Genomic DNA, 17,471 nt, shown 5'->3' with positions numbered 1-17,471 from the left:
GGTCTATTTCTTGTGTTCGTGGCTGAAGATGTGATCCCTGCAGTAGCCGTACTGCCCGTTGCACTTGGGGCAGTATCGGAAGTCCATGTCAGGGTGCGTCTTCTCCGTGATGCCGCAGGTGGTGCACCGGTGCACCAGCACCTCCTCGCGCGGGGCGAAGCGCACCTTCTTCGCGATCTGCCTCTTGCCGTGGCGCAGGTTCAGGTAGATGTCGTGCGCGAAGAAGATCAGGTAGTTGGCCGTGGCTGCAAGCACCATGACCCGGGCGGGCCACCCACCGAAGACGAGCTGGTAGGCGTAGCCGAGCCAGGTGAGAAGGGCGAGCCACTTGATGCGTACCGGCAGGATGAAGAAGAGCAGTATCTGGAACTCCGGGAAGAGCGTGGCGAAGGCGAGGAAGACCGAGCCTGCCAGGAAGGCGTTGCTTACCGGGTATGACGGTATCAAAAAGGACGCCAGGAAGGTGATCAGGCACCCCAGGATGAGGTAAATGTTGTACCGGAAGGCGCCCCAGTGTTCCTCAAGGGTAGAGCCGAGCATGTAGAAGAAATACCAGGCGATCAGGGTGAAGATGAGGCTGGAGCGCGGCGGGTCGAACGGGATGGTGAAGATGCGCCACCATTCACCCGACATGAAGAGGTCGGCGGAGAAGTAGGTCGCCATCCGGTCCAGCTTCCCCGTCATGTACATGAGGTAGAAGAAGGATTGCCCCGCGATGAGGTAGATGGTGATATTCGGGATGGCGTAGCGGCCGAACTTCCGGTCCAGTCGGTCAATTATCTTCATGGCGCTAGAGATGTTCCTTTGCTTGCAGTTGTGTCTGTGCCGGGTGATCGGTGTCTGCGCTGCGGGTCGCTTTGCCTGTCGCCGCCGCGGCCTTCCCCGGAAAACGGAGCGCCATGAGTGCGTCCCGGTCCTCTTGGGTGATGATCTTCAGGGTCGCCAGCTCGTCCAGGTCCACGGGACGGGCGTGTTCGACGGTGAAGGCGAAGTCCTCGGTGTCGAAGTCGGAGCCGGGCCGGTACGTGCTGCGCACCAGCGCCTGCAGCGCCGTGGGATGTGCCGCCATGTGCGCGCGCCAGGCGTCGCGCTGTTCCTGCTTCATCCCGTAATACCAGATGTGGTGCGAGAACTCGTGCAGCATGAGGGAGCAGAGCTGATCCCGGGTGTACTCCTGGTAGAGGTTGCGGTAGATCACTTTCGAGTCGCGCCGGTAGGCCCCGAGATGGTACTTCACCTCGCTCGGCATCATGACCTCGTCGAAGGAGGCCCCGGAAACACTAAGGGTACTGCGTTGCGGGTCGTAACGGTCGAAGAGAAGACAAAGAAACGGGTCCTCATGGGAGAGTTTCTTCGCCAGGTCCCCTTGCCCGAAGCTGACCGGGACATAGGTCGTGCTGCAGCCGGTCAGCACGAGCGCGAGCAGCAGCAAGGAAAGTTTCTTTACGACAGCTTGCATTGGGACTCCAGGCGGGCGGCGCTGCCGACCCGGCGGAAATGTAACACATTACCGCCGGACAGCGCAACCAATCGCGCTGGGGCCATCTTGTAAAGCCCTCACATAAATGAATGCTGTTGATTATTCGTTTTACCTCCCCTAGAATGTGCCGTTAAAAACCAAGGGGAAACAGTGACGCGCGTCCTACTCATTGCAGACACCGAAAGGGTGCAACGTATCTTCCAGTCCATGGCGGAGCAGGGTTCCCTGCAGTTGCAGACCGCCTCGACCCTCCCCCTGGGAGAGCTCGAACTTACCGCCTCTTCCCCGGAATTCACCTTCGTGCAGAGCCGCATCTCCGGTTTTTCCGGCGATATCCTGCTGCGTCATCTCGACAAGATGCTCCCCTCCGGCGGCAAACTCGTGCTTTTGGCCGGAGACAGCGAGGACGCCGCCCAGGCCAAAAGGCAGGGGAGGACCTCGCTCGACCTCGCCATGACCGACGCCTTCCTGGAGCGAAGCGTAGCCGCGCTTCTGGCCGGGATTGCGCTCCCGGAGCCGCCGGAACAGGAGCTGCCGGTGGAGGATACACCGGCGCAGGGGCCGCAAGCCCCGGAACCGCAGGTGTCGGAAACCGCAGCGGCGGTAAAGCGTACGCCCGTGAGGGCGAAGGGAGCCGTTCCCGTCCCAGAAGTGACGCCAGTCGTTGCTGGTAAAGAAGAGGGGCATCAGGACGAGGAGGAGGGTGAGGCGCCTCCCTTCGTTCCGTTCCAGCCGAAGGCCTGGGAGCCGGAGGCCTTCACTCCCAAAGCGCCGGAATCGGAAGTGCCTGAACCGAAGGTGGCCGAGGAGTATCCCCAAGTGCCGCGCGCCGCTGGGAAAGCGGCGGCCTCGGCATTTGAGGAGGCCATGCAGCGGGCCGAGGCGGACATCGCACCGATAGATGCCTCCATGCTCGAGGTTGAGGACCACGTCGAGGTAGGCAGGAAAGTGGTGGACGCGGCTTCCCGGCAAACGCCGTCTACTGCTGCCGTCGCCGACGAGACGACGGTGGTGGGCGGGGGATATTACGCCGGGGAGACCGTGGCTGAGGCACTTCGCAAGGCCCAGCAGGTCAAGCGGCGCAGGCCGTACCTCTTTATCGTGCCGCTGCTGCTTCTTCTCGCCGTACCTTTGGTTTCCTACCTCGCGGGGAAGATGTCGGCCCCTCCTGAGAAACCTGTGGATAAGCCCGCGTCGCCCCGCAAGCCAGGGAGCACTCCCCCTGCTGTGCAGACTGCTCCGAAGGCGGCAGCCCCGGTGCAAAGCCCAACGCCTCAGGCGCCACCCGCAGCGAAGGTGCCCCCCGCGCAGCCCGCTCCGTCCGCTCCCGCCCAGCCGCAGGCATCGCCCCAAAAGGGAATCGAAAAGCTCCCGGAGATGCTGGAGGGGGCCAAGCTCGACGCCGAGTACGGCAGGAAAAATCCGGGATGGGTGCGCTACGTCGGCCTTAGGGCGGAGTACAAACTCTTCAAAGAGAACAACCTGTACCGGGCCATCCAGGTGATACCGGTTTCCGGCGGGGTCATCTCCGATGACCTGTTCAAGAGGGTGCTGAGGCAGTTCGGTGGCGTGGACAGCTACCGCGTCGAGTCGAGCGCCCCGAAAGGCGGGTACGTCATCGAGCAGTGCTCCGCCCCCGGGAACCTGGCTCTCACTATTTATCGCCACAAGGACAGCAGCAAGATTAAGGCCCTGGTGGTCTATTACCGTTGATATGAGGCTACCGATGATCCATGCCAAAAAGGGAGCGCTCCTTGCCGCCCTCCTTCTGCTTCCCGCCCAACTGAACGCGGCCTCGCCTGAATTCCAGATCGATCTGAAGGAGCTGGAGCGGCAACAGCAGCCGGCGCCTGCCAAGCCGTCACCCAAGCAGGTGCCCAAGAGCAAGAAGCAGGCTCCCGTAAAGAAGGAGCCGAGCGCAAAGGTGGCCCCGGCGGCGAAGAAGGCCCGTCCCGAAACGGCACAAGGGGAGTACGTTCGTTACACGGTGCGGCCGGGGGATCATATCTTCAAGATCCTGGTTGCCCGGTTCGGCCTGTCCAACGAACAGGCGGAACGCCTCATCCCTTCCATCGTTGAGGTGAACGGCATACGCAACATCAAGTCGCTTGAAGTCGGGAAGACCCTGCTGATCCCGGCGGCGGCGCTCCATGAGCACGCGCCGAAGGCTGCTAAAGAGGCTAAAGAGGCTAAAGAAGCGAAGGAAGCGAAGGAAGCGAAGGAAGCGAGAGAGAAGAATAAAGCCGAGGCCGTCAAGGCTCCGGCACCTGCTCCCGCGGTGGCTCCCAGGGCTCCCGAGCCTGTCGCCGAGGCGCCTCGCGCTCCGGAACCTGCCGTTGCAGCTCCAAAGGCACCGGCCGCCAAACCGGTTCCCGCACCGGCTCCTAAACCGGCTCCTGCGCCCACATCCACACCGGCGTCGCCCCCGGCTCCGGCTCCGGCCCTGACTCCGGCACCTACAGCAACTCCGGCCAAGGTGGCGTCGCCCCCCCCTGCCATACCGGCCGTCCCGCAGGTGACCACCTGGGTCTGTCCGGTGAACACACATGACACGGCGAGTATCGTCGATTCGGTCCTGAACGCGCTTTCCGCCAACTGGAGCCGCAACAGGATCATCCATTCGGGTGACGGTGCAGCAACCCCCTTCAGCATCAGGGTGGACCGTTACTTCGAGTACAAGGGTGGGCGCTACATCGTCAGCATAGGCGAGAGCGACCCGTACAACTACACCTTGATCCGGATACTGGAGACGGCGGGGTACCGGGCGCTCATGCTGGGTGGAAAAGAGGATTTCAAGGTCATAGCCGAAAAGCTGTTCAAGCTGGTGGGGTTGGCGGCGGGCTACGGAGAGCACCAACTGGAAGGGGTGCGGGGGGCAGGATTCCTGCTGCAGCAGGACGATGCGGCGGGGAAACGTGTGCTGATCACCAACGCGCCGCCCCCTGCCGGGTACAAATGGGTCATGCCCAAGGGGTGCGGCGCAAAATAGAAAAGGTCAAGGGATGGGGATCGCCGAGTGTTCCCCGTCTTCCGTGTAGTAACCGATGTTGTCGTGCGACATAGCGTTGTCCTGCTTGGCGGCAATCTCCGGGAGGGCCGTCTTTGCGGTGGTCTCGGCAGGCCGCGGCTTTTGCTGCAGAACCTCTTTCGGGGCGGGAACGCTCCCCTTTGTCTTCACCTTGAACTCCTCGGCCTTCCCCTGCGCCGCATCGTCTACCCAGCCGTCCACTTTCTGCCGTACCAGCGTTTCTATGCTGTCCTTGAGCGGCGTGTAGGCCGCCTCTTGCTTCACCGGCTTCACGCGCTGCAACTGATCGAAAACCCGCTTCGAATAACGGTCACGCTTGTCCGGTGTCTGGCTGTTGTAACAGCCGATTGCTTTCCAGTTGTAGCCGTACTTATCTATGCACATGGAGAGGATCCACGCACCGGTCTTGACGCTGTTGCACGGGTCGCCCAGTGAGTTCCAGCGCTGTTTACCGATGGTGGAGGCCCAGCTGGAATTGATCTGCATGAGGCCGAAATCGTAGGTTCCGTTGGTGTTGTAGTTGACGGCGGCGGGGTTGAAGTTGGACTCGACTTTGGCGATCGCCCGCAGGATCTGCGGGTTGATGCCGTACTCGATGCCAGCTTCCTCGAAACAGAAGGCCGAGGCGTCGGTTGTCAGCGCCAGGGTCAAGGCGGCAGCCGCGTAAAGCAGTCTGGCTTTACCCATCTTCAGGTTCCTCTTCAGTGGGGTAGGGGCGTCAACCGGCGGGGTGGCCGGAGCGCGACCCGGTTCATAATACATTTTCCGAGGCGCCGTGTCACCCCGTAATGTTCCCGCGCTCCGACTCACCCTCTTTGCCGGCCCCTTCGCCGACTTTTCCAAACCAAACAAAAAGAAGGCCCGACCTTGCGGCCGAGCCTTCTCGTTTCTTGCTACGGTAGCGCCCGGACTAGATCAGTCCGTGGGCAACCATGGCCTTGGCCACCTTGATGAAGCCGGCGATGTTTGCGCCGTTCACGTAGTTGCCGGGGGTGCCGTACTCCTCGGCGGTCTGGTAGCAGGTGTCATGGATGTTCTTCATGATCTGGGCCAGACGCTGCTCGGTGTACTCGAAGGTCCACGCGTCGCGGCAGGCGTTCTGCTGCATCTCGAGCGCAGAGGTGGCAACGCCGCCTGCGTTCGCGGCTTTGCCCGGGCCATAGGCGATCCCGGCCTCGAGGAACACCTTGACGCCTTCCGGAGTGGTCGGCATGTTGGCGCCTTCGCCGACGGCGATGCAGCCGTTTTTGACCAAGGTGGCGGCGTCCTTGCCGTTGATCTCGTTCTGGGTAGCGGACGGCATGGCGACCTGGCAGGGGATCTCCCAGATCTTGCCGTTGGCGACGTATTTTGCGTCCTTGTGGTACTTGGCGTAGTCCTCGATGCGACGACGCTCGACTTCCTTGAGCTGCTTGACCAGGTCGAGGTCGATGCCTTTCTCGTGGTAGATGACGCCGTTGGAGTCGGAGCAGGTGACGCACTTGCCGCCCAACTGGTGGATCTTCTCGATGGTGTAGATGGCGACGTTGCCGGAGCCGGAAACCGAGCAGGTCTTGCCCTCGAAGGAGTCTTTGCGCACCTTCAGCATGGCGTCGACGAAGAAGCTGGCGCCGTAGCCGGTGGCCTCGGTGCGTACCAGCGAGCCGCCCCAATCAAGGCCCTTGCCGGTCAGGACGCCGGGCTCGTAGCGGTTGGTGATGCGCTTGTACTGGCCGAACATGTAGCCGATCTCGCGTCCGCCCACGCCGATGTCGCCCGCAGGGACGTCGGTGTGCTCGCCTAAGTGACGGTACAGCTCGGTCATGAAGCTCTGGCAGAAACGCATGATCTCGTTGTCGGACTTGCCCTTCGGATCGAAGTCGGAACCACCCTTGCCGCCGCCGATCGGGAGGCCGGTCAGGGAGTTCTTGAAGATCTGCTCGAAGCCGAGGAACTTGATGATCCCGAGGTAGACGGAGGGATGGAAACGGAGCCCGCCCTTGAAGGGGCCGAGAGAGCTGTTGAACTCCACGCGGAAACCGCGGTTGATATGCACGTTGCCGGCGTCGTCCTGCCAGGGTACCCGGAAGATGATCTGGCGCTCCGGCTCACAGATCCTCTCGATGATCTTGCGATCTGCGAACTCAGGGTGCTTCACCAGGACGGGGCCCAGCGACTCCAGAACTTCGCGGACGGCCTGGTGGAACTCCACCTCGCCGGGGTTTCTCTTCAGTACTTCCTGGTAAATCGGTTCTACTTTCTCGTCAATCTGCGGCGACATACATCCTCCTTGGTTATGGAATGACTGCATTTGATTATTCTTTAATCAGCATAGAGGGTGGGACTCCCGACCTCTGCCTTAAATGCGGACTCCTTTATGCACGAGGTGAACCATTTTTGTGCATCTGTGCAAATAAAACAGGCAGGTGGTGTGAAGTGTGCTGAATTTGGAGGCAAAATGGAGGTGGGCGCCTGTGTGCGGCTGCCGTAAAAATGATCAGTCGGTCAGGCAGAGTTTACATTGGTTACTCTTTTTAATTTTTGAAACTACACAGGCGGGTGCGCGCGCGTTGGGCAGGAAATGAAAAAAGGGGGGGCGCGGAGTGATCCGCGTCCCCCTTTGTGTGACGGGGATCGGGGCTAGTTGGTGAACATGAGCTTGCGCTCCAGGTCCATGGAGTGGGAGAGGCGCTTTGCCTCCTCCATGGTGATCTGTTCCTGTTCGTGGAGCTGGATCAGGTGCTGGTCGAGGGTCTGCATCTGGTACTGGCTGCGGCCGTTTTCCATGTGCGCCTCGATCTCGTCGAGCCTTCCCTCGCGGATGCAACTCTGGATGGTTGTGGTGGCGCGCATGATCTCGAGAACGGGGATGATGGCCTCGCCTGTCTTGTTCATCACGAGGCGGATGGAAACGGTCGCCACCAGGATGTCCGCCAGGCGCTGACGTACGATCTCCTGGGCGTCAGGGGGGAAGTGTCCCACGATCCTGTTGATGGTCGACACCGCCCCCTGGGTATGGAGCGTCGAAAGGACCAGGTGCCCCGTCTCGGCGGCCATGAGGCATGACTCTATGGTGGCGGTGTCGCGCATCTCGCCCACCATGATCAGGTCCGGGTCCATGCGCAGCGCGGCCCTCAGCGCCGAGCTGAAGCTGTCGGTGTCGATGCCGACTTCGCGCTGGATGATGCAGCTTTTCTCGGAGTGGAAGAGGAACTCGATGGGGTCCTCTATGGTGATGCAGTTGTAACTGAAGTTCTCGTTGATGTAACGCAGCATCGAGGCGAGGGTGGTCGACTTGCCGTTGCCGGTGGGGCCGGTGACGAGGATGAGGCCGTTGGGGGCCTTCGCAATCTCGCCAAGTACCGGGGGGAGGCGCAGCTCGTCAAAAGTCCCGATATGGGCCGGGATCACCCTCATGATGATGCCGAAATGACCGCGCTGCCGGAAGATGCTGACGCGGAAGCGCGCCCCGCTCGGCAGCGAGAAGGAGGTGTCGAACTCCTTCTGGTCCGGTTCCCAGCGGCGGCCGTGGTGCGTCATGATTTGCGCGGCGATGAATTCGGTGTCCTCGGCGGTGAGGTTCGGGAGCTTGGAACGGATGATCTGCCCCTTGCCGCGGAAGAAGGGAGGGTTGTCCACCTCGAAATGCACGTCGGAAACCTTCTTGCTGAAGGCTATTTCAAGAATCTGGACGAAGATCTTGGCATCCATGGTTGCCCCTTTTGTGCTCTCGGCACGCCCTCACTATTTCTGGGCGCAGCGCTTGCGGTACAGGATGTTGTCGATAACGAGCCCCGCGTGCTGCGCGAGGATCTCTAGAAGCGGCAGTTGCGGATCGGTTCCGGCGCCGGCGCCGAAGTCGGCGTAGATGATGGCGATGACGCGCCCGAAGCTTTTCACCGGGAGGAGCAGGGCCTTGCCGCTGATCGGCGCCCCGACGGCAGCGTAGATGGTGTCGCGCAGCGACTGGTCCGCGTCGCCGTAGCAGAGCTCGCCGCCTAACGCCTTCTGGTACAGCGACTCCTCTGGAGGGTTAAGGCGCAGCTTCACCGAGGTGACGGTGCCGTCCCCGCCGATTCCCATGGCGCGCTCGGCGATGAGCTCTGAGCGGACCACGACCAGGGTGACGCCGCGGCGAAAGACCCCGCAGACGGCCTGCAACAGCGCGAAGGTGGCCTCTGCAGCCTCGCGCTGCTCGGCAAGGGCCGCGAACTGCGCGCGGAACTGCGCCGGGAGCTGCGAGGTGGGGGCGCCTGTTTGTCGTTTCAGGCATGCCGCAAGCGCCCGGCACCCGGCGATGAGGTCGGCGATGAAGCTCTCGCCGCGATCATCGCGGCAGGCGCGGGGCAGCACGGTCGTCACGCCGCACTCCTGCGCCGAAGCGGCAAGCTCGAAGTCGTCCGGAGCGGCGAAGAGCACGATGGAGAGGGCGGGGTGGCGCTCGCGGATCTGCTGCAGCAGTGGGGCGACGTTGCGGCCGTTTCTGCGGCGGTCCTCCCCTGCATCCAGGAGAAGCAGCGGCGACTTGTCGCGGGAGCGGGTCTGTTCGATAAAGGGGGCAAGTTGAAGGGGATCGTCGGTGGCGCAGACAAAGCGCGGGCCGCACACCGCCGAGACGCATTCACGCATAAGCCTTGAGGAGGTGACGAGGATCACCCCGAGCGTCGCTTCCGCTTCGGCGGCACGCGCGGAAGCCCCTTCGAGGAAGTCGAAAAGCTCCTGCTGCTCGTGTGCCGGAATCCCGGAGAGCTCCTGCTGCAGTCTGACGGCGATGGTGTCGGGGGGCTCCTCCTTGATGGCGGAGAAGAACCTGGGGATGCGGCTTTCCAGCTCGTCCAGTTCCTCGAGACCGAGGTCGGCGGCCGAGAGCCCGGAGCCGGACAGGGGCTCGGAGCCCGATTGGGGCTCCGAGGCGGGCGGCGCGCCGAAGATGGACTCCGGTGTCAGGGTGCCGTCGCGCTTACGCTCGTCGTAGATGCGCAGGGCGTCCATCAGGATGCTCTGCGTGTTCATGTGGATCTGTGTATTCGCCTTTTCCGGGAAGTAGCGGTAGTCGTCGGAAACGACGATCTTGTTGACGTCGAGGCAGAACGTCCCCCTGGTCCAGGTGAGGATGTCGACGATGGTCATCTCGATGAGCGCCTCGAGCCCCTGGTACGCGGCCTGGTTCTCGACGATCCCTTCCTCGATGAGCATCTGGATGATCGGCTTTCGTTCCGAGCCGGCCTTTTGCTGCGCTTTCAAGGCCTGCTCCAGCGCCTCGCGGCTCAGAAGCCCCATGTCGATCATGACTTGGCCGATGCGGATGCTGTTGTCGACGTGGTTGGCGCTGACGATGAAACCGTCCCGGAAGACGAGCTGGCTCTCCCCCTTGCTGCTTTTAAGCGTGAGGGTGCCGCTCTTGCCGGTTTGGTGCAGCAGTTGGATGACATCCACTAGGGGAAGGTGTTCCAAATCGCCTTCGAAGGACATGGCGGTACCCTTGTTAGCCTGGCGGTGGGTGTACTGGAGCGGGTTTAGCGGGGAGATTCTAACATGGGGTCGGGGCTAAGTAAACGGGAATTGCTGGGGATTTCGCAAAAACGGAGGAGGGGTGGATCAGGCGGCTTCGAGCTCCCCGGTGTGGCTTAACCAGGCAAGACCCAGGGCGAGGAGCCCGGCCACGCCCCCCATGGTGAGGTTGCGGCTCGCGTAGTGAGCGTTGCGCTCGGCCAGGAAGGCAAGGAAATCATCCCTTTGTGCAATCATGCGCTCCAGGTGCCTGCCGTCTTCCCGGATCGTCCTCAGTCCGCTGCGTCCGCAGCGGCGCAGCGCGGTGCTGTCCTCGACGGTCTGCATGAGCCTGCCGAGCATGGCGAATATGGCGCTGCCGCGGTTGCCGCCGCTCGCCATCTCGCGCCTGAAAACGGGGAGTGCCTCGTCGAAGAGGCTCGGCAGCCCGGCCAGCGCCTCTTCCCTCAGGCCGCCTCCCTGGAAGCGGTTTCTGACCCGGTGCGCCGCACCGGGCTCCCCCTGGTCGAAGAAAAGGGCGGCGAGCCGGGTGATCGAAGCACGCAGCGCCTCTTCGTCGCGCCCGTTGCTGCAGGCGCTGGCGCAGAGCATGAGCCCGGCCAGGAAGATGTAACCCTTGTGACAGCTGGTGCCGATGGCACGCTGCACCGCGCTTTCCGCGGCAACGCCCAGACGCACCTGTTCGTTAAGCTCTTCGCCGCGCGCGACGGCGTCGCAGAGATCGAGCAGGTACAGGGAGACGATCTTCAAGGAGGTCTCCATGCGCTCGACCGAGAGCTCGGGATGCGAGCCGCTGTCGCAGAGATCCACCAGCCCCGGTTTCGGGGTGAGGTAGAGCTCCATGAAGGCGCCGCGCACCAGGTTATGGGTCAGTCTTGCCAGGTGTGTCGTCATCGCTTCGGGAATGTCTCCGCATTTAGTCATATGCACCGGGGAATAATAGCATCGTTTCGCGCAAGAACGTAATGTGTATACATTATGCGGCGATAAGGCACCCTCCCCTAACGGCTGCTGCCGCGGGGAGAAGGGCTCCCCACCCCACATTAACCTTGAATTACTGAGCCCATCTGGGATAATCTTCACTCCTGGCGCCCCCACCGGGGCGCGGCACACCAGATGCACCCGCAGGTTCCCGACCGGCTCCACCTAGCCGCAGGCAAAGGAGCTTCTCCCCCTCGCCCGCACCGGCCTTCCGGGTAGACCCCAGCGTACGCATCAATCCCGATCGGAGATCCTCTCGACATGGAAACCTACAAGGCGCAGCCGCGCCAGCAGCGCAGGTTGAAAAAGTCCTCCCCAATGAAGTACCTCCTCTGGGGCGCCGCCGGCGGCTCCACCATCATGCTCCTCGCCCTGCTCGGCTACTTCTTCTACCTTCTCGGCGCACTGCCGAAGGTCGATCGTCTGGCCGATTACCGTCCGCCCATCCTTTCCCAGGTCTTCGGCCAGGACGGCACCCTGGTCGGTGAGTTCTACCTTGAGCGGCGCACCGTGGTGCCTGTGGACAAGATGCCCAAACGCCTGATCCAGGCCTTCGTGGCGGCGGAAGACTCCAACTTCTACCAGCACAAGGGGATCGACTACATCGGCGTCATGCGGGCGGCCTTCAAAAACGTCATCTCCATGCGCAAGAAGGAAGGGGCCTCGACCATCACGCAGCAGGTCGCGAAGTCCATGCTCCTCACCCCGGAGAAGAAGTTCTCCAGGAAGCTGAAGGAGGCGATCCTCGCGAAGAGGATGGAGGAGCGTCTCACCAAGGACGAGATCCTTTACATCTACCTGAACCAGATCTACCTCGGTGCCGGGGCCTACGGGGTGCAGCTTGCCGCGGAAACCTACTTCGGCAAAGAGGTCGACAAGCTGAACCTGGCCGAGATGGCCATGCTGGCGGGGCTTCCCAAGGCGCCCAACAGCTACTCCCCGATCAAGCACCTGGAGCGCGCCAAGGAGCGCCAGGGGTACGTCCTGGAGCGGATGGTGAAGGAGGGGTACATAACCCAGGCCGAGGCCGATTACGCCAAGGCCACCCCGATCGTGATCCAGCCGCTCAAGAAGGTGAACGCGGAGCAGTCGGCCTACTTCCTGGAACAGGTGCGCCAGCAGCTCGTGGAGAAGTACGGCGAGGAGCGGCTCTACAAGGACGGGCTGAAGATCTACACCACGATGAACGCCGAGATGCAGAAGGCGGCCTACGACGCGGTGGTGAACGGCCTGAAGGCGGTGGACAAGCGCCAGGGATTCCGCGGCGCGGCTAAGTACCTGGCCGAGGCCGAGGTCGATCCCTTCTGCAAGAAGGTTGAGGACGACATCGACGATCTCTCGCTCAAGCAGGGGTCGGTGTACCAGGGGGTGGTGACCGGGGTGAACCCGGCGAAGCAGGAGCTGACGGTCAGGGTAGGGGAGCGGACCGGCACCGTGCCCAGGAAGGGGATGGATTGGGCCGGGCGCCTCGAGCTCGTGAACAGCTACGGAAAGCCGGCCGCCAAACGGGCCATTGGCCTGGGCGCCGTGCTGGAGCTGCAGGTCAAGGAACCGGACAAGAACCGCACCGGAGCCGTCTTCGCCCTCGACCAGGTGCCGGAGGCGCAGGCCGCGCTCATCGCCATCGATCCCACCTCCGGCGGCGTCCGCGCCATGGTCGGCGGGTACGATTTCAAGAAGAGCCAGTTCAACCGCGCCATGCAGGCGAAGAGAAACCCCGGTTCCGCCTTCAAGCCGGTCATCTATGCGGCGGCCCTCGAGCACGGCATGACCACGGCGAGCATCATCGACGACTCACAGGTCGAGTACGAAAGCGGCGGCGACAAGGCATGGAAGCCGAAGAACTACGACAACGTCTACCGCGGCCCGGTGACCATGCGCGAGGCGCTCACCGACTCGATCAACGTCGTGAGCGTCAAGATCCTGGAGCAGATCGGGGTCGGCTCCGCGATCGATTACGCCAAGAAACTCGGCATCACCTCGCCGCTTGCGGCGAACCTCACCCTTGCCCTTGGTTCATCGAGCGTCACCCCCATCGAGCTGACCAGCGCCTACGCCGTGTTCGCCTCGGGTGGCTATCGGACCACCCCGTACTTCGTCACCAAGGTGCTCGACCGCGACGGCAACGTCCTTGAGCAGATCCAGGAGCCGAAGGCCCCGGTGTTTACCCGGATGTCGAGCGCCGCGCCTGAGGCCGCAGGGGAGGGGGACGGTGCAGGTGACGGAGAGGACGGAAAGCCGATCGAACTGAACCAGAACAAACCGGTCCCGGTGATGTCGGAGGCGACCGGCGGTGCCGTGCCTGCCATACCGCCTGAGACCGCCTTCATTATGACCAACCTGATGCAGAGCGTCGTCTCCAGCGGCACCGGCAGCAGGGCCCGCGCCCTCGGACGGCCGGTGGCCGGCAAGACCGGCACCACGAACGACATGAAAGACGCCTGGTTCGTCGGATACGTGCCTCAACTGGTGGCCGGCGTGTGGGTCGGCTACGATCAGGAGAGGAGTCTGGGCTCCGGCGGCTCGGGTGGACAGGCGGCGGCGCCGATCTGGACCGAGTTCATGCAGCGCGCCCTTGCCGGGGTGCCGGTGCGGTCCTTCCCCACCCCGGGGAACGTCACCTTCGCCCTTATCGACCCGCGCAGCGGCAAACTCGCGCGCGAAGGGACCCCCGGCGCCGTGCAGGAGTGCTTCGTTTCCGGGACCGAGCCCACAAGCTATGCTGCCGAGCCCGCCGAAGCGGCGGCTCCTGCGCAGTAAGCTGCAGGAATTGTTGGGTTTTTTCGGTTGACGCGGGGCTGTTTCATGCGGCTTAACCTGCCGCTGTAAACCCTTGCCAGGAGCGGCTTCGCGCCTTAAAAACGGGCTAAAGCCGCGCCAGTTGCGGGAAAAATCTTAGCGGTCTTAAGAAAACCCTTGCAAATTACCGATATATGATTATAGTGGCGTTAATTTAATCCAGCCAAGGAGGGTCTCACATGACTAAAGCAGAACTGGTCGAAGCAGTGGCGAAATCCGCAAACATCCCCAAGGCCGCAGCCGAGAAGGCCGTCGGTGCATTCATCTCCACCGTGAGCGGCGCACTGAAAAAGGGCGACAGGGTAACTCTGGTAGGCTTCGGCAGCTTCGAAGTGGCTAGCCGCCAGGCGCGTACCGGCAGGAACCCGCAAACCGGCAAGGAGATCAAGATCGCCGAAGCCAAGGTCCCCAAGTTCCGCCCGGGCAAGGCACTGAAAGACGCTATCGCAGCCAAGAAGAAGTAATCCCGGACCAGCCAGCGACGTGCCCCTCCACGACTGTTGCACCGTCCCGGCACGCACCGAAAACCCCGCCCTCACCGGCGGGGTTTTTTCGTAAACGTATACGTTTCAATAAAAACTTGCCTTTTGTACCCTTCCTGTAGTAAAGGTCATTGACTGACTGACATCAGTTCCAAAGGGGGAATCTCCCCCTCCCATCGATCCAACCCCTCGCATTCAGTAAATCCCCACGAGAAATGCGGCAGCAACCATGGTTGGCGACGATGTAAGGTTTGCCGGTCATATGGCGTGTTGCCGATTCTGTCCATCAGCTGAGGCCGCGACAATTGTTGTCGCTGCGGGTTTGGCACGCCCACATTTTACATTCCTTCCGCGAGAGAGCCGCGTCCGTCCCCTGGGGAATACGGCACGGAGGCCGGCCCGCTTTTGTCCGGAGGAAATAAAAAGGAAACACATGTCTTTTGAAGCACTGAACCTTTCCGCACCTCTTCTCAAAGCAATCAACGCCTGCGGCTACACCGAGCCCACCCCGATCCAGGCCGAATCGATTCCGCTCGCGCTTTCCGGGCGCGACCTGATCGGCAGCGCCCAGACTGGTACCGGCAAGACCGCCTCCTTCGTTCTCCCCGCGCTGGAGCGTCTGCTCGTTCCGTCGCCGGTGCGCGGCAAGGGGCCGCGCGTCCTCGTGCTGACGCCGACCCGCGAACTCGCCATCCAGGTGGTTGACGCGATCAGGACGTACGGCAAGTTCATGCGCGTGCGCTGCGGCTCGATCCTTGGCGGTATGCCCTACCGCGACCAGATGATGCTGTTGTCCAGCCCGGTCGACATCATCGTCGCCACCCCCGGGCGCCTGATCGATCACCTCGACCGCCGCACCATCAACTTCTCCCGTCTCGAGATGCTGGTCCTGGATGAGGCGGATCGCATGCTCGACATGGGCTTCTCCGAGGACGTCGACCGCATCGCCGCCGCGGCTCCGACCGAGCGCCAGACGCTGCTCTTCACCGCCACCATGGACGACCCCATGGCGAAGCTCGCCCAGCGTCTTTTGAAGGATCCGGTCCGCGTCGCGGTTGACGTAACGCAGGCCACGAACCTCCATATCGAGCAGCGCCTGCACGTAACCGACGACATGCGCCACAAAAACCGCCTGCTGCAGCACCTGGTCTCCGACGCGAGCGTCACCAAGGCGATCATCTTCTCCGCGACCAAGAAGGACGCCGACCAGTTGGCCTTCGAGCTCTACTCCCAGGGACACGCCGCGGCCGCGCTGCACGGCGACATGTCGCAGGGAGCGCGCAACAAGACCATCACCAACATGCGCCGCGGCAAGGTGCGCCTGCTTGTCGCCACCGATGTCGCCGCCCGCGGTCTGGACGTCTCCGGGATCAGCCACGTCATCAACTACGATCTGCCGAAGTTCGCCGAGGACTACGTGCACAGGATCGGCAGGACCGGCCGCGCCGGCGCCACCGGGATCGCCATCTCCTTCTGCTCCATGAACGAAGTGGCCTACCTGGACCGCATCGAGCGCCTGACCGGCAAGCCGCTGCCGCAGCACGTCATCGAGGGGTTCGAGCCGACCCGCCCCCTGAGAAGGAACAACGGCGGCCCCGGTGCCAGGAAAGGGCGTCCCGGTTTCGACCCGAGGAAGAAGCCGTTCGGTGCCAAGGGGCGTCCCGGCCAGAACGAGCGCGCAGGTCACGGCGGACGTCCCGGACAGGGTGGGCGTCCCGCACCGGCAGGGCGCTCGGGAAGGCGCGACGCGCAGGTGGTGGTCGAGTATCGCCGCGGCAGGGACGGCGCTGGAAACTAGCCTTTTCCTTGCTTTAAGCTTTTGATTTTGGTACAGTTCGCATCTGTGTATACGGCCCCACGGCGCATCGCCGCGGGGCCGCTTGTCAACTGAGCGCGGGCCGGCATCCGGCCGTTATGAAAGATAAGACAGGGGGTAGCGGCATGTCTGCAGCAGTCGAGTTAGGGAAGGGTCTCCACTGGATCGGGGTCAAGGACCCGAGCCTCGCCGTCTTCGACGATCTCTTTCCCACCGAACACGGTACCACGTACAACTCCTACCTCGTGCAGGGGGAGAGCAAGATAGCCATCATCGACACCGTCAAGGCCAAGCGCTTCGACGAGTACCTCGAGAAGATCCGTTCCCTCATCGATCCCGCGAGCGTGGACTACATCGTGGTGAACCACTCGGAACCGGACCACTCCGGCTCCCTTTCCAAGCTGCTGCAGCACTGCCCGAAGGCGATCGTGGTATCCAGCCAGGCGGCGCGCACCTTCCTCGGGAATCAGATCCACACCCCCTTCGAGTCGAAGATCGTGAAGGATAACGATCAGATCGACCTCGGCGGACGCACCCTGCGCTTCATTGCTGCGCCGTTTCTGCACTGGCCGGACACCATGTTCACTCTGCTCGAGGAGGACCGCGCCCTTTTCTCCTGCGACGCCTTCGGCTCCCACTACTCCCCCGAGGCCCTCTTCGCTGACGAGTGCCCCGATTTCTCCGGCGAGACCCGCTTCTACTTCGACTGCATCATGCGTCCCTTCAAGGAGCGCATCCTCCAGGCGGTGGCAAAGCTCGACGGCGTCGAGCTGAACATGCTCTGCCCGAGCCACGGCCCGGTCTACCGCGCCGATGCGAGGAAAGCGATCGACATGTACCGCAAGTGGTCCGAGCCCAAAGCCGCGGGGCGCCGCATCGCGGTGTTCTACATCTCCCCGCACGGCAACACGGAGCAGATGGCCGAGGCGGTGGCGAAGGGGGCGGGCGAGGCCGGCGTGCACGTTACCCTGTGCCACATCAACCACGCCTCCGTGGCAGACATCCGTGACCTCATGGAGGAGTGCGACGCGCTCATCTTCGGCACCCCGACCATCAACCGCGACATCCCGAAGCCGATGTGGGACGTGCTTGCCTACCTCTCGACGGTGAGCCTCAAGGGGAGCATCGGCGGGGTTTTCGGCAGCTACGGCTGGTCGGGCGAGGCGTGCCGCATGGCCGAGGAGAGGCTGAAGAGCATGAACTTCAAGCTCCCGCACCCCTTCGTGCGCTCCCCCTTCATGCCCAAGCCCGAGATTATCGCCGAGTGCGAGGCCCTCGGACGTGCGGTGGCCGAAGAGGTTCTGAAAAAGTAATCCGCTCAGCTTCACGCTCCCCCTTCCTTCCCCTTACGACCTCCCCCCCCTCCGGGGGGAGGGGGTCAACCCTTAACGCAGC

The 17,471-nt window shown here is 62.8% G+C and carries 13 protein-coding genes; 6 read left to right on the top strand and 7 right to left on the bottom strand.

Translation table 11 applies throughout. The annotated features are described in order from the left end of the window. Window positions 1–3 precede the first annotated feature (3 nt). Together E8L22_RS04490 and E8L22_RS04485 are read right to left on the bottom strand one after the other, a co-directional pair. Window positions 4–786 carry a rhomboid family intramembrane serine protease gene (locus E8L22_RS04490; protein ID WP_136524039.1) on the bottom strand — a complete coding sequence of 261 codons (783 nt, stop codon included), beginning with the start codon at window positions 784–786 and terminating at the stop codon, window positions 4–6. Between the two features lie 4 nt (window positions 787–790). Then, on the bottom strand, window positions 791–1,459 hold the full coding sequence (locus E8L22_RS04485; protein ID WP_136524038.1) for a hypothetical protein: 669 nt from the start codon (window positions 1,457–1,459) through the stop codon (window positions 791–793). Between the two features lie 171 nt (window positions 1,460–1,630). Between E8L22_RS04485 and E8L22_RS04480 the strand changes: the two genes are divergently transcribed. Both E8L22_RS04480 and E8L22_RS04475 read left to right on the top strand, forming a co-directional pair. Continuing rightward, a complete protein-coding gene (locus E8L22_RS04480) occupies window positions 1,631–3,193 on the top strand; it encodes a hypothetical protein (protein ID WP_136524037.1) in 1,563 nt (520 codons plus the stop codon). 13 nt (window positions 3,194–3,206) lie between these two features. Next, window positions 3,207–4,469, top strand: coding sequence for a LysM peptidoglycan-binding domain-containing protein (locus E8L22_RS04475; RefSeq protein ID WP_136524036.1), 1,263 nt, complete (start codon window positions 3,207–3,209; stop codon window positions 4,467–4,469). A 6-nt stretch (window positions 4,470–4,475) separates the two neighbouring features. On the opposite strand, the gene E8L22_RS04470 is transcribed toward E8L22_RS04475, so the two are convergent. From E8L22_RS04470 to E8L22_RS04450, 5 genes are all read right to left on the bottom strand, one after another. Then, window positions 4,476–5,195, bottom strand: a complete 720-nt coding sequence (locus E8L22_RS04470; RefSeq protein WP_136524035.1) for a lytic transglycosylase domain-containing protein — start codon at window positions 5,193–5,195, stop codon at window positions 4,476–4,478. 223 nt (window positions 5,196–5,418) lie between these two features. Then, complete coding sequence (gene gdhA, locus E8L22_RS04465; protein WP_136524034.1) at window positions 5,419–6,768, bottom strand: NADP-specific glutamate dehydrogenase; 1,350 nt, start codon at window positions 6,766–6,768, stop codon at window positions 5,419–5,421. A gap of 359 nt (window positions 6,769–7,127) precedes the next feature. Next, window positions 7,128–8,198: a type IV pilus twitching motility protein PilT gene (locus tag E8L22_RS04460; RefSeq protein ID WP_136524033.1), complete on the bottom strand. Its 1,071-nt coding sequence runs from the start codon at window positions 8,196–8,198 to the stop codon at window positions 7,128–7,130. A gap of 33 nt (window positions 8,199–8,231) precedes the next feature. Continuing rightward, on the bottom strand, window positions 8,232–9,959 hold the full coding sequence (locus tag E8L22_RS04455; RefSeq protein WP_136524032.1) for a response regulator: 1,728 nt from the start codon (window positions 9,957–9,959) through the stop codon (window positions 8,232–8,234). Window positions 9,960–10,085: 126 nt separating this feature from the next. Then, a complete protein-coding gene (locus tag E8L22_RS04450; RefSeq protein ID WP_136524031.1) occupies window positions 10,086–10,892 on the bottom strand; it encodes a triphosphoribosyl-dephospho-CoA synthase in 807 nt (268 codons plus the stop codon). Window positions 10,893–11,240: 348 nt separating this feature from the next. Between E8L22_RS04450 and E8L22_RS04445 the strand changes: the two genes are divergently transcribed. From E8L22_RS04445 to E8L22_RS04430, 4 genes are all read left to right on the top strand, one after another. Further along, window positions 11,241–13,739: a penicillin-binding protein 1A gene (locus tag E8L22_RS04445; RefSeq protein WP_136524030.1), complete on the top strand. Its 2,499-nt coding sequence runs from the start codon at window positions 11,241–11,243 to the stop codon at window positions 13,737–13,739. Window positions 13,740–13,957: 218 nt separating this feature from the next. Then, window positions 13,958–14,242 (top strand): HU family DNA-binding protein, encoded by a 285-nt coding sequence (locus E8L22_RS04440; RefSeq protein WP_015718556.1) that lies wholly within the window; start codon window positions 13,958–13,960, stop codon window positions 14,240–14,242. Window positions 14,243–14,693: 451 nt separating this feature from the next. Further along, the gene (locus tag E8L22_RS04435) at window positions 14,694–16,058 is read left to right on the top strand and encodes a DEAD/DEAH box helicase (RefSeq protein WP_136524029.1); all 1,365 of its coding nucleotides are present in this window, start codon (window positions 14,694–14,696) and stop codon (window positions 16,056–16,058) included. A 143-nt stretch (window positions 16,059–16,201) separates the two neighbouring features. Next, window positions 16,202–17,389: an FprA family A-type flavoprotein gene (locus E8L22_RS04430; RefSeq protein ID WP_136524028.1), complete on the top strand. Its 1,188-nt coding sequence runs from the start codon at window positions 16,202–16,204 to the stop codon at window positions 17,387–17,389. Window positions 17,390–17,471: the final 82 nt, after the last annotated feature.

Source organism: Geomonas ferrireducens (genome assembly GCF_004917065.1).
In the GTDB taxonomy this organism is placed as follows: Bacteria; Desulfobacterota; Desulfuromonadia; order Geobacterales; family Geobacteraceae; genus Geomonas; species Geomonas ferrireducens.
This window is presented reverse-complemented; position numbering and strand designations above follow the sequence as displayed.